This window comes from Burkholderia theae, from assembly GCF_048565265.1.
Classification (GTDB): Bacteria; Pseudomonadota; Gammaproteobacteria; order Burkholderiales; family Burkholderiaceae; genus Burkholderia; species Burkholderia theae.
On record NZ_CP183461.1, the window covers coordinates 3,256,827 to 3,272,213 of the forward strand.

The window sequence follows — 15,387 nt, forward strand, 5'->3', positions numbered from 1 at the left end:
TGGCCGGCGGTCGGCTGCTCGATCAGCTGCCCTTCGCGATGCGATCCTCGATGTGCTGCGCACGGCTCGCCGACGACGGGTGCGAGCTCATCATCGAGCTCTGGCCGCCATCGAGCTTCGCGAGCTTCTGGAATGCGGTGACGAGGCCCTTCTGGGTCATGCCCTTCTGCTTCATCAGGTCGAACGAGTAGTCGTCCGCCGCGCTTTCCTGCGTCTGCGAGAACTGCGCGTTGATGAACTTCTCGGTGATGTCGCCGAGCTGCGAGCTCGACAGTGCCGCCACGCCCGGCGATGCCGCGCCGGCCGCACTGCGCGCCGCGCTCACCGCGTAGGCGGTCTGCATCGCCTTCTTCGAGTGACCCAGTGCGACGTGGCCCATTTCATGGCCGATCACGCCGCGCAGCTCGTCGTCGTTCATCATGTCCATCAGGCCGCTGTACACGCGCACGCAGCCGTTGCCCATCGCCCACGCGTTGACGTCCTTGGTCATGTAGACCTTGTAGTTGATCTTCTGGCCGTTCAGCGTCATGTCGCCGAAGCCCTTCATCACCTTCGTCAGGCGCTTCGAATACGCGCTGTTCGCCGGCGCGATCTTCGATTCGGCGTCGCTGGACTTGCACGAGTCGTTCGACAGCGCGGCGATGTCCGCATCCGACAGCGTCGCTGCCTTGTACAGGTTCGTGCCCGCCGACGTCAGGCTGTTCGCGTCGAGGCTCTGTACTCCGCCGCATGCGCTCAACAGGAACGCCACGCCACACGCTGCCACCGCTTTCTTGAGTTGCATCCCGGATCTCTCGATAGTTGTATTTGGAAGCGGCGATTTTGCATAATCCGGCAGAAAATTACCAGATGTTTACATCCGATGACACCTTAATTACTCAGCAGATTGAGATGAAACGGCGATCCGGGACGGGATTGACGGCGAAAATAGGGGCAATCACCACGGCCGGGCGATGATCGGGACGGAAAACGGGTGTGGCGCTCAGGCCGCCTGATCGCGGCGGCGGCGTGTCAGCCGCCGCGCGACCAGCATCGGCAGCCGCACCGCGAAGCCGGTGAAGAGGCGCAGATGCATCCATGCGAGCAGCGCGTTGTCGCGGCCGTAATGGAAGTGCGACACGCCGCCTTCGTGGCGGCCAAAATAGCGCACCGGCGCGTCGATGCGGATCGGACGCACGCCAGCCCAGCACAGCCGCACGGCCGCTTCGGGATCGAAGTCGAAGCCGCGCATCCACGGCTGGCGGCGCATGATCGCGGCCAGCGGCGCGACCGGATACACGCGAAAGCCGTACAGCGAATCGCCGATCCCGGCCCACAGCGTCTCGAGGTCGGCCCATGCGTTCGACAGCCGGCGCCCCTGCACGCGCAACTGCGGCGCGCTCGCGTCGAACTTCGGCACACCCAGCACCATCGCGTCGGGTGCCGCTTGCGACTCGGCCATGAACGCGGGAATCAGGTCGGCCGGATGCTGGCCGTCGGAATCCATCGTCAGCACGTGCGTGAAGCCGCTCGCCGCAGCCGCGTCGAGCCCCGCAAGCACCGCGGCGCCCTTGCCGCGATTCTCCGGCAGCACGATCACGCGCAGCCCGGGATCGCGCTCGGCCATCGCCTGCAGCCGTTCGGCGCTGCCGTCGGTGCTGCCGTCGACGACGACCCACACCGGATTCCACTGCGCACGGGCATTGCGCACGGTCGTGTCGACCTTGGCGCCCGGGTTGTAGCTGGGAATCAGCACGAGATGGGTGGACGAGGCGTGCAGCGTGGACATGGGAACGGCCGATTGCGAAGACAGGGATCCTGACAAAAGTTTATGACTTGCCGGCGACTGCCGGCGGGCTTCGTCGATGCCGTCCGCTTGTGGCGCCCGTTGCCGGAGCGTGAGGTTGTCGCGCTTCATGACAGCCACTCCGTCGCATGACCCGCGCTGGCCTCGATCTCGACCAGCAGGTCGTCGCGGCACACGTCCGCATGCACGAACAGCGGCCGCACGCCGGGGCCGGCCGCATCGCGCAACACGCGCTCGATCGCGGCAAGCGCCGCGGCGTCGCCGGCATCGCGCACGTAGACGCGATAGCTCAGGTCGGCGAGCGAGAACGGGCCATGCCCCTGCCGCGCCGCCTGCTCGAGCACCGCGGCGAGGTTCGCGACCGTCTCGCGCGTTTGCGCGACGACATCGCCGTGATGCACGGTGCGATGCCCGACGATGCTCGCGGTGCCCGACACGAACAGCACTGGCGCGGCGTCGCCGTCCGCCCACGCGGCGGCGCGCGCGAACGTCGGTGCACGCGGGCCGTACTGCGCCGGATAGTGATACGCGCTGACCTGGCGCGGGTTCTCGACCGGATCGGCCGGCGTGCGGCTCGCGATGAAATGGATCGCGAGCGGCGCGGCGGGCATCGCATCGCCCGCGACCGCCTCGACCGAGCCAAGCGCGCACGCGGCCGGCACGCCGCCCGTCAGTGCGCGGCGGCACGCGTCGAACGCGTGCTGACGGCCGATATTGAACTGACGATAGCGTTCGATCCCGAACTGCACCGCATTGATCGCCGGCACGGTATTCCAGATGCGCAGCGGATGCGGCATGCCGAGCGCATCGAGTACGTCGAACAGCGCGCGGTATGCGTCGTGCGTCGCACGTTCGAGCGGCGTGCCGCCGTCGCGATGCGCGTCGGGCATTTCGTGCTCGTGCACGACGATGCTGCCGAACACGAGGCCCGCCGTTTCGCTGTAGCGATAGTGCAGCGCGCCGCGCCGTTCGCTGCGCAAGTCGTGCGCATTGCATTGCCAGATTTCGCAGACGGCATCGGCCGGCGCAACACCGGTGCCGAGCAGCGCCATCTGCACCGGCGCGATCGGCAGATCGGGCGCGGCGTCGGTCAACATCCGTGCCGCGGCACCGGCCTGCGACTCGTCGTGTGTCCCGGCCGAGCCGATGCACACCGCGCCCAGCGCACCGGGAAACACGTGGTCGAATTCATCGCCGCGGATACGCGCATCGTGCAGCAACGCGGCGAGCCGCGCATGGCTCATCTGGACGAGCCGCAATGCGTGGTCGCCGCCGCGCGCGAGCGGCGCGCCCGATCGCGATGCGGCCGGCCCGGCTGCCGACTGCCCGCGCGCAAAGGGCGCGCTGGCGGACGACAGGGAACACGGGCGCCGTTCGGCGTCGACTGGATGCACGGACACTTCGATTTCCTCACTATGCGGCGCAGGCCGCGCGCCAACGCGGCCCTGCGCCGCGTTGCATTACGTTCAAGCCAACGCCGCGCGCTTCGTCATGCGAGCCCGCCGTTGACGGACAACACTTGCCCCGTCACATAGGCCGCGGCGTCGGATACCAGATACGCGACCATCGCCGCGACTTCGTCGGGCCGGCCCGCGCGTTGCGTGGGCACGAGCTGCTTGATGCGTTCGGCGGGAAACGCGTGCTCGGCCATCGGCGATTCGATGATGCCGGGCGCAACCGCGTTCACGGTGATGCCGCGCGACGCGAGTTCCAGCGACAGCGATTTCGTCGCGCCGATCAGCCCCGCCTTCGCGGCCGCGTAGTTGACCTGCCCGCGATTGCCTGTCACGCCCGCCACCGACGCGATGTTGACGATCCGGCCGCGCCGCGTGCGGATCATCGGCAGCAGCAGCGGCTGCGTGACGTTGAAAAAGCCGTTGAGCGTCACGTCGATCACGCTGTGCCACTGCTGGCGCGACATGCCGGCCATCGGTGCGTCGTCGTGAATGCCCGCGTTGTTGACGAGGATCTGCACCGGCACGTCGTCGGCGAGCGGCGCCAGCGCGGCGAGCGTCGCATCGGCGTCGGTCACGTCGAACGCGATCGCGCGCGCGGTGCCGCCGGCCGCGACGATCCGCTGCGCGACCGCCTCTGCTTGCGCGAGATGGCGGTTCGCATGCACCCACACTTCATGGCCGGCCTGCGCGAGCGCCGTGCAGATCGCCTGCCCGAGTGCGCCGCTGCCGCCCGTCACGAGCGCCCGCATCGAATTGCTCCGTTCATCGCGTTTCACCTTGATCGACGCGCCGGCGAATCGTCTGCCGATTGCCGCCGCGTGCCGTCATTCCCTGCGCGCCGCCGTTACTTCGTGCGATGCGCGGCGACGTACGCGGCCAGCGCGCCGAGCGTCGCAAAGATCTTCTGGTTGTCCGGATTGTCCGAGCGCAGTTCGAAGCCGTATTTCTTCGAGATCAGCAGCGCGATTTCCAGGATGTCGATGGAGTCGAGCCCGAACCCTTCGCCATACAGCGGGGTCCCGGCCGTCACTGTTTCGAGCGGGACGTCTTCGAGATTCAATTCGCCGACGATCAGCGTGGCGAGCTCTTGTTCCAGTGCGTTCATCATGCGTGCGGGCAGGCGGCCCATGGCAGCGGGAGGCGCCCGGAAACGGCAACTGTCGTGCACGCCCGGCGCGTGCAAATCTCCGTCCCTCCGGCGTCTGCCGGCGTCCCCGCCTGCGTTATTTGGGGATCGTTGGTAAAAGTTACGCGGATTCTAGACGAAGGGTATCGGGTCGTATACCGGGAATGGTTACAGACTGGCGGGCCTGCGCCGCACCCCGTTTCGGGACCCGAATGCACGAGACGCTTGAGCCGCTTTGGACGGAAATGGACCGACCCTGCGAAACGCCTCATCCGGTGCCATACAATCGGTTACAAAACCCGTTCACGCGCGCCCCGAACACGCGGTGCCGGGGCCCTAAAATGAGCGTGCCCGACCACCGGCCCGGACCTGCGTCCCGGCCGCCATTCATATGATGTTTGACGGCCCGACCACCGCGTCCGGCCACGACCCGCCCGATGTCTCCAGTCATGCCGCGCCCGTCCTTCCGCTCCGTTCCGGTTCACCCGCCCGTCCGCTGCCGCCTGGCGGCCGTCGGTGACGTGTGCCCGCGCCGCACGCCCGGAGGCCGTCGATGAGCCGGCTGCTGCCCATCGCGCGCGGCGTCGCCGCGGTCGGCGCCGTGGCGGCCTACCAGGCCGGCGCGCACTACGCGGCCGCGACGCCCGGCGCACACGGCTTCGGCCTCGCGATGGCGCTCGTGCCGCCGCTGTTGCTCGCGCTCGGCGCGGCGCTGCGCTCGCCGCGACGTGCGTGGTTCGTGCCGGCGTGGCTGCTTGCCGCCGCCCTGCTGTGGGCCGCCCGCGCGCCGCTCGCGCGACATTTCGAATGGGGCCTGTATCTGGAACACGCGAGCTTCAACGTCGCGATGGCGCTGCTGTTCGGCTGCACGCTCGCGGCCGGCAAGGTGCCGCTGTGCACGCGCTTCGCGGCGATGATCCACGGCACGGTCACGCCGGCCGTCGCACGCTACACGCGGCAGATCACGTTCGCGTGGACGCTGTTCTTCGTCGCGATCGCCGCGGTGTCGACGCTGCTGTTCGCGACCGCGCCGATCGTCGCGTGGTCGACGTTCGCGAACTACCTGTCGCTGCCGCTCGTCGCCGTGATGTTCGCCGCCGAGCATGCGTGCCGGCGCTTCGCGCTGCCGCACGAGCCGCGCCCACGAATGGTCGACGCGGTGCGCGCGTATCGCGCGACGACACAGGCGCCACAGGCCTCACGATGAATTCACGGCCGGCGCGGCGCCGCAACGCGGCTACGCCGGCCTTTGCTCCCGTTTTTACCGATTTATGCCGACTCACCCGCTGGTATTCCATTCCTCGCCGGACCAGACGATCGCCTGGCGCGACGGCACGCCCGTCACCGTGCGCGCGTTCGTCGCCGACGTCGCGCGCGTGGCCGCCGCGCTGCCCGCCGGCGCGCACGTGTTCAACGTGTGCCGCGACCGCTACCGTTTCGCGGTCAGCCTGTGCGCGGCGCTCGTCGCCGGCAAGATCAGCCTGCTGCCGTCGACTCATACGCCGGAAATGGTCCGCCAGCTCGCGTCCTTCGCGCCCGATGCGTTCTGCCTGCACGACGCGCCCGACTGCGCGATCGACCTGCCGCGCTTCGCGTATCCCGACGCCGCGCCCGGCGACTTCGCGGACGATGCGCCGTTCGCCGTGCCGCGGATCGATGCGACGCGGATCATGGCCTACGTGTTCACGTCCGGCTCGACCGGCGCGCCGGTGCCGCACCGCAAGACCTGGGGCTTCCTGGTCGGCTGCGTGCGCGCGGCGGCCGACCGCCTCGGGCTGCTCGACGGCCGCGCGGCCACGCTGATCGGCACGGTGCCCGCGCAGCACATGTACGGCTTCGAGTCGACGGTGCTGCTCGCGCTGATCGGCGGCCTCGCGTTCAGCAACCGCCAGCCGTTCTACCCGATCGACATTCGCGACGAACTCGACGCGATCCCGCAGCCGCGCGTGCTCGTCACGTCGCCGATCCATCTGCGCGCGCTGCTGGCGGCCGGCCATGCGCTGCCGCGCGCGGCGCTCGTGCTGTCGGCCACCGCGCCGCTGTCGGAAAAACTCGCGTGCGAAGCCGAGGCCGCGCTCGACGCGCCGCTCGTCGAGATCTACGGCAGCACCGAGACCGGCCAGATCGCGACCCGCCGCACGTCGCAAGGCGCGGCATGGCAACTGTTCCCGGGCATCCGGCTCGACGCGCGCGACGAACCGGCAAGCGACGGCACGGGCGACGACGGCGGCCCGACCGTCTGGGTGTCGGGCGGGCACGTCGAGGCGCCCGTGCCGATGGGCGATGCGCTCGAACTGCTCGGCGACGGCCGGTTCCTGCTGCACGGGCGCAAGGCGGACCTCGTCAACATCGCGGGCAAGCGAACGTCGCTCGCGTACCTGAACCATCAGCTCAACGCGATTCCGGCGGTGGTCGACGGCGTGTTCTTCATGCCCGACGAAGCCGCACCGGCGCACGCCGACACGGATCTCGAACCAGTCACGCGCCTGGTCGCGCTCGTCGTCGCGCCGACGCTCGCCGCCGCCGATCTGCAGCGCGCGCTGCGCGAACGGATCGATCCCGCGTTCATGCCACGCCCGCTCGTGTTCGTCGACGCGCTGCCGCGCAACGAAACGGGCAAGCTGCCGCGCGACGTGCTTGCCGCGCTGGTTGCGCGGCACGCGCGCGCCACCGCCGCGCCGATGCCCGCACCCGCCGCACCCGCCACGGTGGGCACGCCCGCGCCCTCGCTCGCGTTCACGATTCCCGTCGACCATCCGGCGCTGCCCGGCCACTTCCCCGGCCATCCGGTCGTACCGGGGGTCGTGCTGCTCGATCACGCGATCCACGCGATCGGCGCGGCGCTGAACCGTCCGCTGCACGCGTGGCGGCTCGGGTCCGCGAAATTCCTGAGCCCGGTCGCCCCCGGCGAACCGCTCGATCTCGCGTTCGATACCGCAGCCAGCGGCACGATCCGCTTCACGCTGCGCACCGGGTCGCGCGAGGTCGCGACCGGCGTGCTGTCGGCGCCGCCGGCCGCGCAGGACGGTGCGCAGCCATGAAGCGCACCGCGTGGGCCGAACGCCAGGAGCGCAGCAATGCGGGCTTGCTGCGCGCGATGACGTGGATCTCGCTGCGCTTCGGCCGGCAGCGCGCGCGCATCGTGCTGCATCTGATCGCGACGTATTTCGTGCTGTTCTCGCCGGTCGCGTGCGCGGCGTCGCGCGACTACCTGCGCCGCGTGCTCGGCCGCCCCGCGCGCTGGCGCGACGTGTACCGCCACGTGTTCACCTTCGCGGCGACGATCCACGACCGCATCTACCTGATGAACGGACGCTTCGACCTGTTCGACATCCGGCTGCACGGCGAAACGCTCGTCGACGATGCGCTCGCGGGCGGACGCGGCGCGTTCCTGATGGGCGCGCACCTCGGCAGCTTCGAGGTCGTGCGCGCGATCGGCCGCACGCATCCGGACCTGCGCGTGGTCGTCACGATGTACGAGAAGAACGCGCGCAAGATCAACGCGACGCTCGCCGCGGTGAATCCCGCCGCGAAGCCGGAAGTGATCCCGCTCGGGCAGGTCGACTCGATGCTGAAGGTGCGCGAGCGCCTCGACGCGAACTGCATGATCGGCATGCTCGCCGATCGCACGCTGCTCGACGACGCGGCCACGTCGCTGCGGCGGCTGCCGCTGCTCGGCGCGCCGGCCGCGTTCCCGCTCGGGCCGCTGTACATGGCCGCGATGCTGCGGCGCCGGGTGATCTTCATGACGGGCCTCTATCGCGACGGCAATCGCTACGATGTGCACTTCGAGACGCTCGCCGATTTCTCCGACGTGTCGCGCGACGCACGCGCGGCGGCCGTCGACGCGGCGCTCGCGCGCTACGTCGCGCTGCTCGACCAGTACTGCCGCGCGGCACCGTACAACTGGTTCAACTATTTCGATTTCTGGCACGGCGGCGATGCCGCGGCCGCGCGCCGCGACGCGGCGAACGCCGGTGCCGACCTGCCCGCCACGAGGGATTCCGACGCATGACCGCCGTTCGCCGCTTCCTGTCCCTGCCGCTGCTTCCGTTCCCGCCCGCGCTGGGTCGTGCCGTCCGCACGCTCCGCGTCGCCGCGACCGCCGCCGCGATCGCGCTGGCCATGCCCGCGCACGCGGCCGACACGGGGTCGGCCTGGAACCTCGACCGGCTGATGGCGACGCTCGCGCAGCACAAGTCGGGACGCGCGACGTTCACCGAAACGAAGTACCTGTCGATCGCCACGCAGCCGGTCGAATCGTCCGGCGAACTCGTGTTCGTCGCGCCCGACCATCTCGAGAAGCACACGCTGAGCCCGAAGCCCGAACACCTCGTGGTCGACGGCGACATGCTGACCGTCGAGCGCAACAACCGCAAGTACACGCTCGCGCTCGCGCGCTATCCGGAACTCGGCGCGTTCATCGACAGCATCCGCGCGACGCTCGCCGGCAACCGCTTCGCGCTCGAACAGGTCTACAAGGTCGCGCTCGCCGGACGCGGCGACGATTGGACGCTGACGCTCACGCCGCTCGACTCGCGGATGCTGAAGGTCGTCAGCACGATCACGCTCGACGGCACGCGCGACATGTTGCGCAGCGTCGCGATCCGGCAGGCCGACGGCGACCATTCGGTGATGCGCCTGCAACCCGTTCCGGCGAACCCGAACTGATGGACCAGCGCATCCGGCCCTCGCCCGTCAGCCGCCGCCTGCACGCGTTGCGACAGCGCGCGGTGCTCGTGTGGCTGCTCGCGCTCGTCGCGTGCGGCGTCGCGATCGGGCGCGCGCACTTCACGGCCGACCTGTCCGCGTTCCTGCCGAGCGCGCCGAGCGCCGGACAGCGCGTGCTCGTCGACCAGTTGCGCGACGGCATCGTGTCGCGGCTGATCCTCGTCGCGATCGACGGCGGCGACGCAAGCACGCGCGCGGCGCTGTCGCGGCGCGTCGCCGGCGCGCTGCGCGCCGATCCGCAGTTCGCGGCGGTTCACAACGGCGAAGCCGCGAACGACGCAAGCGACCGGCAATTCATCTTCGCTCACCGTTACCTGCTGAGCCCGGCGGTCACGCCGCAGCGCTTCAGCGCCGACGGCCTGCACCAGGCGCTCGGCGACAGCCTCGACCTGCTGAGTTCGTCGGCCGGCCTCGTGGCCAAGGCGATGCTGCCGCGCGACCCGACCGGCGAAGTCGCCGCGCTCGTCGACCAGCTCGACAGCGCGGCGGAACCGGCGAGCCGCGACGGCGTGTGGGCGTCGCGCGACGGCTCGCGCGCGGTGCTCGTCGTGCAGACGGCCGCCGCCGGCTCCGATACCGACGCGCAGGCCCGCGCGATCGACGCGGTGCGCCGCGCGTTCGCCACCGCGACGCAGGCCGTGCCGAACGCGGCTGCAACCACGCTCGCGATGACGGGCCCCGGCGTGTTCTCGGTCGACATGCGCGACACGATCCGGCACGACGTCGAACGGCTGTCGACGGCGAGCGTCGTGCTGATCGTCGCGCTGCTGCTGACGCTGTACCGCTCGCCGCGCACGCTCGCGCTCGGCTTGCTGCCGGTGCTGACGGGTGTCGCGGCCGGGATCGCGGCGGTCAGCGTCGCGTTCGGCACCGTCCACGGGCTGACGCTCGGGTTCGGCACGACGCTGATCGGCGAAGCCGTCGACTATTCGATCTACCTGTTCGTGCAATCGGCGCAGGCCGGCACGCGCGGCGCCGCACGCCCGGCCGACGCGACGCGCGCGTGGGTCGCCGCGTACTGGCCGACGATCCGGCTCGGCGTGCTGACGTCCGTGTGCGGGTTCGCATCGATGCTGTTCTCCGGCTTCCCTGGCCTCGTGCAGCTCGGGCTCTATTCGATCGTCGGGCTGACGGCCGCCGCGCTCGTCACGCGCTTCGTGCTGCCGCACCTGCGCGGCGAGCATGTCGCGATCCGCGACGTGTCGCGCGTCGGTGCCGTGCTCGCCCGCGCGGCCGACGCCGCGCCGCAGCTGCGCTGGCCGCTCGCCGTGCTCGTGCTTGCCGCCTGCGCGACGCTCGTGCAGCATCGCGACGGCCTGTGGAGCCGCGAGCTCGCCGCGCTCAGCCCCGTGCCGGCCAGTGCGCAGGCGCTCGACACGCAACTGCGTGCCGATGTCGGCGCGCCCGACGTGCGCTACCTCGTCGTGATTTCGGCACCGACCGAACAGGCCGCGCTCGAACGTGCGGAACAGGTCGCCGCGCAATTGCAGCCGCTCGTCGACCGCGGCGCGCTCGCGGGTTTCGAAAGCCCCGCGCGCTACTTGCCGAGCGACGCCGCGCAGCGCGCGCGCCAGGCGAGCCTGCCGGATGCGGACGCACTCGCCGCACGGATGCGCGACGCCATCGCGAACCAGCCGATCGCGGTGAAGCCCGACCTGTTCGCGCCGTTCATCGCCGACGTCGAGGCCGCGCGCCACGCGCCGCTGCTCACACGCACTGACTTGCGCGGTACGTCGATGGCGCTCGCCGTCGATGCGCTGCTGACCGAACGCGCGGGCCGCTGGAGCGCGATGCTGCCGCTGCGCGCGCCGGACGCCGCGCGCACCGGGCAGCCTGCGTCGGGTCTCGACGCGGCGCCAATCCGCGCGGCCGTCGCGCGCGCGGGCGTACCCGATGCGCTGTTCGTCGACATGAAGGCCGAAGCCGATCGCCTGTACGTGAGCTACGTGCACGAGGACATCCGGCTGTCGCTCGCCGGTTTCGCCGCGATCGCCGTGCTGCTGCTGATCGCGTTGCGCTCGCCGCGCCGCGTCATTCACGCGCTCGCGCCGCTCGTCGCGGCCGTGCTGGTCGTGACGGCCGGCTTCGCGCTGGCCGGCGTGCAGCTGACGATCCTGCACCTGGTCGGCATGCTGCTGATCGTCGCGGTCGGCTCGAACTACGCGCTGTTCTTCTGCAAGCGCGACGACGCGCAGCCCGTCACGCCTTACACACTCGTGTCGCTGCTGATCGCGAACCTCGCGACGGTCGCCGGCTTCGGGCTGCTGGCGCTGTCGCGCGTGCCGCTGCTCGAAACCTTCGGGCTGACCGTCGGCCCCGGCGCGATGCTCGCGCTCGCGTTCGCGGCGATTCTCGCGCCGCGCGCCGCGGCGGCCGGCGATCTTCGTCAACGGAGCCCCACATGAACGCGCCGTCATCCGTTCCGCCGCGCCAGCCCGGCCAATCCGGCGTGCGCCGCTGGAAACCGACGCCGCTGATCGCCGGCACGGCCGCGCTGCATGCGGGCGCGGCGGCCGCCGTCGTCGCGCAGCCGGCCACGTGGCCGTGGGCCGTCGGCGGCGTGGTCGCGTCGCATCTCGCGCTGACCGCCGCCGGCCTGTGGCCGCGCAGCACGCTGCTCGGCCCGAACTGGACCCGCCTGCCGGCCGGCGCCGGCCGCCGGATCGCACTGACGATCGACGACGGCCCGGACCCGGAGGTCACGCCACGCGTGCTCGACCTGCTCGAACGCCACGACGCGCGCGCGACGTTCTTCTGCATCGGCGATCTGGCGCGCCGTCATCCACAGTGGATCGAAGCGATCGTCGCGCGCGGTCACGCAGTCGAGAACCACAGCCAGCGGCACCGGCATACGTTCTCGCTGTCGGGGCCCGCCGCGCTGCGGCGCGAGATCGCGGCCGCGCAGCAGACGCTGACCGAGATCGCCGGCACGCGCCCGCTGTTCTTCCGCGCACCGGCCGGCCTGCGCAATCCATTTCTCGAACCCGTGCTGTGCGAACTCGGCCTGCAACTGGCGAGCTGGACCCGGCGCGGCTTCGACACGCGCGCACGCGATGCCGCGACCGTCACGCGCCGCCTGCTGCACGGCCTCGAAGCGCGCGACATCCTGCTCGTGCACGACGGTCACGCGGCGCGCGATACACGCGACGAACCGGTCGTGCTCGACGTGCTGCAGGCCGTGCTGCGCGCGGCCGCCGACGCGCAGTTGCACTGGACCACGTTGCGCGCGGCGCTCGCGCCCGAACCGCCCGGCCAGCCGGGCGTTCCGGCACCCCCGTTTGATAAAATCTGACCGCGAACGGCGCGCGTGCCAGCCCTGCTGCGGCGCCCGTTCCGGCCACCGGATGCGACCCTCGTGAAACCTCTCCTGCTCTCGCACTTCACCGCCACCAGCTGCATCGGCCGCGGCCTCGATGCGACCCTCGACGCGCTGCGCCACGCCCGCGGCGGGCTCGCGCCGTGCGACTTCGAGCGCGCGGATCTCGACACGTGGATCGGCGCGGTGGACGATGTCGATGCGCAGCCCGTGCGCGCGGACCTCGCCGACTTCGAATGCCGCAACAACCGCCTCGCGCAGCTCGGCCTCGTGCAGGACGGCTTCGACGCTGGCGTCGCGGCGGCGGTGGCGCGTTACGGCGCGGCGCGCGTCGGCGTGTTCGTCGGCACGAGCACGGCCGGCATCCTCGAGACCGAACGTGCGTACCAGCGCCGCGATCCGGCGAGCGGCGCGCTGCCCGCCGACTTTCGTTATGCGCACACGCATAACCCGTATTCGCCGGCCGCGTTCGTGCGCGCGTATTTCGCGCTGCGCGGACCGGCGATGGCGATCTCGTCCGCATGTTCGTCCGGCGCGAAGGTGTTCGGCTCCGCGCGCCGCATGATCGAAGCCGGGTTGATCGACGCGGCCGTCGTCGGCGGCGTCGATTCGCTGTGCCTGACGACGCTGTACGGCTTCAATTCGCTCGAACTGCTGTCGCGCCGGCCGTGCCGGCCGTTCGACGTCGCGCGCGACGGCATCTCGATCGGCGAGGCCGCCGCGTTCGCGCTCGTCGAACGCGTGCCCGACCCGCCCGCCGCGCTCGACGGCAACGCGATCCTGCTGCTCGGCATCGGCGAATCGAGCGACGCGCATCACATGTCGTCGCCGCATCCGGAAGGGCTCGGCGCGCGCGTCGCGATCGAGCAGGCGCTCGCGTCGGCCAGCCTCGGCGCGAACGACATCGACTACGTGAACCTGCACGGCACCGCGACACCGAGCAACGACGCGGCCGAAAGCCGTGCGGTCGGCGCGCTGTTCGCCCGTACGCCGTGCAGCTCGACGAAGGGCGCGACCGGCCACACGCTCGGCGCGGCGGGCGCGCTCGAAGCGGTCGTCGCCGCGCTCGCGCTGCGCGAGCAATTCGTGCCGGCCGGCGTCAACACGACGCAACCCGATCCGGCCCTCGCCGCCGACTACGTGCTCGCGAGCCGCGATACGCGCGTGCGCGCCGCCCTTTCCAATTCGTTCGGCTTCGGCGGCACGAATTGCAGCCTGATCCTCGGCCGCGCCGACCACGCACGCCGTTGAGGCCCGACATGACACTCACCGCCTTCATCGAAAGCATCGGCCTCGTCGGGCCGGGATTGAACGACTGGCCGCACGCGGCCGACGTGCTCGCGGGCCGCACCGCCTATGCGAGCGCACGCACCGAGCTGCCGCCGCCCGCCGGCCTGCCGTCGGCCGAACGGCGCCGCACGGGCCCCGTCGTGCGCGTCGCGCTCGCGGTCGGCCACGAGGCGGTGGCCGCGAGCGGGCGCGATGCCGCGACGCTCGCGACCGTGTTCAGCGCGTCCGGCGGCGATGGCCAGAACTGCCACGCGATCTGCGAGACCCTCGCCGGCGACGATCGCCAGCTGTCGCCGACGCGTTTCCACAACTCCGTGCACAACGCACCGGCCGGTTACTGGAGCATCGCGACCCGCGCGATGGCGACGTCGAACGTGCTGTGCGCGCACGACGGCAGTTTTGCCGCCGGCCTGCTCGAGAGCCTGTGCCAGGTCGTCGTCGATCGCGTGCCGACCCTGCTGATCGCGTACGACACCGATTACCCGGAACCGCTGCACGCGGTACGACCGATCGGCGACGCGTTCGGCGTCGCGCTCGTGTTCGCGCCCGAAGCGAGCGCGCGCACGCTCGCCCGCATCGACGCGCAGCTCACCGACTCGCCCGCCACGGCACTCGCGAACGCGGAGCTCGACGCGCTGCGCACCGGCAATCCGGCCGCACGCGTGCTGCCGCTGCTCGATGCGCTGGCCGCGCGGCGCTCGGCGCGCGTCGTACTCGACTACCTGTCCGACACGCGCGTGCAGGTCGACCTCGCGATGCCGGACACCTTCGCGGAGCACGCGCGATGACCGCCTCGATCGCACTGACGCCGCCGCTCGACCACGCGTGGATCGCCGCGCACATTCCGCACGGCGGCGCGATGTGCGTGCTCGACACGGTCGATGAGTGGGACGCTACGCGCATCAGCTGCACCGTGACGAGCCACCGCGATCCGCACAACCCGCTGCGCTCGCACGGCCGGCTCGCATCGGTCTGCGGAATCGAATACGCGGCGCAGGCGATGGCCGTGCACGGCGCGCTGCTCGGTGCGCAGGAAGCGCGCCCGCGCGTCGGTTATCTCGCGAGCGTGCGCAACGTCGACGCGTTCGTCGACCGGCTCGACACGTTCGACCAGCCGCTCACCGTCGACGCGGAACGCGTGAGCGGCGACGGCCGCTCGGTGCTGTACGGCTTCGCGCTGCGCTGCGGCGCTCGCGTGCTGCTGTCCGGCCGTGCCGCGGTGATGCTCGACGCATCGTCGGCCGGCACGTTTTCCCCGGCGCCCGCCGGCAATACGCATCCCCGATGAATCCGCTTACTCAAGGAAACCAGGTCGTGAAAGTTCGTCAGTTCATTGGCACCGCGCTCGTTCTGGCGCTGATCAGCCCGATCGCGCATGCGGACATGTCGGAAGTGAAGCAGGACATCAAGCGCGATTCGAAGGAAGCCGCGCACAAGACCGGCGAGGCGGCACGCAGCTTCGGCCATGCGACCGCGAGCGCCGCGAAGGCAGTCGGGCACGGCGTCGCACACGCATCGCGCGAAGGCTGGGATGCCACCAAACGCACGACCAAGCGGATCTTCCACAAGAACGACTCGGGCGAGTCGGGTGGAAAGAGCGAAAAGAGCAATTGAGCACGCGCACCGCGCGCATCACCGACCGCATGCGCGCGATGCATGACCGTGCCCAACCGTGACACCG

At 70.8% G+C, this 15,387-nt stretch carries 15 protein-coding genes; 10 read left to right on the plus strand and 5 right to left on the minus strand.

Features of this window, described 5'->3' with window-relative positions:
- Positions 1 to 22: 22 nt before the first annotated feature.
- The 5 genes from ACN22W_RS15345 to ACN22W_RS15365 all read right to left on the minus strand — a co-directional run bounded on the left by ACN22W_RS15345 (position 23) and on the right by ACN22W_RS15365 (position 4,372).
- A complete protein-coding gene (locus ACN22W_RS15345; protein ID WP_129512968.1) occupies positions 23 to 784 on the minus strand; it encodes a M48 family metalloprotease in 762 nt (253 codons plus the stop codon).
- A gap of 198 nt (positions 785 to 982) precedes the next feature.
- A complete protein-coding gene (locus ACN22W_RS15350; RefSeq protein WP_412023023.1) occupies positions 983 to 1,768 on the minus strand; it encodes a glycosyltransferase family 2 protein in 786 nt (261 codons plus the stop codon).
- Between the two features lie 125 nt (positions 1,769 to 1,893).
- Entirely contained in the window at positions 1,894 to 3,186 is a 1,293-nt protein-coding gene (locus ACN22W_RS15355) for an endoribonuclease L-PSP (RefSeq protein WP_419685324.1), read from the minus strand.
- Between the two features lie 89 nt (positions 3,187 to 3,275).
- Positions 3,276 to 3,992 (minus strand): 3-oxoacyl-ACP reductase FabG, encoded by a 717-nt coding sequence (gene fabG, locus ACN22W_RS15360; RefSeq protein ID WP_419685325.1) that lies wholly within the window; start codon positions 3,990 to 3,992, stop codon positions 3,276 to 3,278.
- 95 nt (positions 3,993 to 4,087) lie between these two features.
- On the minus strand, positions 4,088 to 4,372 hold the full coding sequence (locus ACN22W_RS15365) for a phosphopantetheine-binding protein (protein ID WP_129512972.1): 285 nt from the start codon (positions 4,370 to 4,372) through the stop codon (positions 4,088 to 4,090).
- Between the two features lie 550 nt (positions 4,373 to 4,922).
- Between ACN22W_RS15365 and ACN22W_RS15370 the strand changes: the two genes are divergently transcribed.
- The 10 genes from ACN22W_RS15370 to ACN22W_RS15415 all read left to right on the plus strand — a co-directional run bounded on the left by ACN22W_RS15370 (position 4,923) and on the right by ACN22W_RS15415 (position 15,320).
- The gene (locus tag ACN22W_RS15370) at positions 4,923 to 5,576 is read left to right on the plus strand and encodes a hypothetical protein (RefSeq protein WP_419685326.1); all 654 of its coding nucleotides are present in this window, start codon (positions 4,923 to 4,925) and stop codon (positions 5,574 to 5,576) included.
- Positions 5,577 to 5,640: 64 nt separating this feature from the next.
- Entirely contained in the window at positions 5,641 to 7,410 is a 1,770-nt protein-coding gene (locus ACN22W_RS15375; RefSeq protein WP_419685327.1) for an AMP-binding protein, read from the plus strand.
- The gene (locus ACN22W_RS15380; protein WP_419685328.1) at positions 7,407 to 8,384 is read left to right on the plus strand and encodes an acyl-CoA synthetase; all 978 of its coding nucleotides are present in this window, start codon (positions 7,407 to 7,409) and stop codon (positions 8,382 to 8,384) included. Before ACN22W_RS15375 ends, ACN22W_RS15380 begins: the two co-directional genes overlap by 4 nt.
- Positions 8,381 to 9,040 carry an outer membrane lipoprotein carrier protein LolA gene (locus ACN22W_RS15385; protein WP_129512977.1) on the plus strand — a complete coding sequence of 220 codons (660 nt, stop codon included), beginning with the start codon at positions 8,381 to 8,383 and terminating at the stop codon, positions 9,038 to 9,040. The genes ACN22W_RS15380 and ACN22W_RS15385 overlap by 4 nt, the downstream gene beginning before the upstream one ends.
- Positions 9,040 to 11,505 carry an MMPL family transporter gene (locus ACN22W_RS15390; protein ID WP_419685329.1) on the plus strand — a complete coding sequence of 822 codons (2,466 nt, stop codon included), beginning with the start codon at positions 9,040 to 9,042 and terminating at the stop codon, positions 11,503 to 11,505. Before ACN22W_RS15385 ends, ACN22W_RS15390 begins: the two co-directional genes overlap by 1 nt.
- A complete protein-coding gene (locus ACN22W_RS15395) occupies positions 11,502 to 12,392 on the plus strand; it encodes a polysaccharide deacetylase family protein (protein ID WP_419685330.1) in 891 nt (296 codons plus the stop codon). Before ACN22W_RS15390 ends, ACN22W_RS15395 begins: the two co-directional genes overlap by 4 nt.
- Before the next feature lie 63 nt (positions 12,393 to 12,455).
- A complete protein-coding gene (locus ACN22W_RS15400) occupies positions 12,456 to 13,667 on the plus strand; it encodes a beta-ketoacyl-[acyl-carrier-protein] synthase family protein (RefSeq protein WP_419685331.1) in 1,212 nt (403 codons plus the stop codon).
- Positions 13,668 to 13,675: 8 nt separating this feature from the next.
- The gene (locus ACN22W_RS15405) at positions 13,676 to 14,494 is read left to right on the plus strand and encodes a beta-ketoacyl synthase chain length factor (protein WP_419685332.1); all 819 of its coding nucleotides are present in this window, start codon (positions 13,676 to 13,678) and stop codon (positions 14,492 to 14,494) included.
- Positions 14,491 to 14,994, plus strand: coding sequence for a hotdog family protein (locus ACN22W_RS15410; RefSeq protein ID WP_419685333.1), 504 nt, complete (start codon positions 14,491 to 14,493; stop codon positions 14,992 to 14,994). Before ACN22W_RS15405 ends, ACN22W_RS15410 begins: the two co-directional genes overlap by 4 nt.
- Positions 14,991 to 15,320 carry a hypothetical protein gene (locus ACN22W_RS15415; RefSeq protein ID WP_412023011.1) on the plus strand — a complete coding sequence of 110 codons (330 nt, stop codon included), beginning with the start codon at positions 14,991 to 14,993 and terminating at the stop codon, positions 15,318 to 15,320. The genes ACN22W_RS15410 and ACN22W_RS15415 overlap by 4 nt, the downstream gene beginning before the upstream one ends.
- Positions 15,321 to 15,387: the final 67 nt, after the last annotated feature.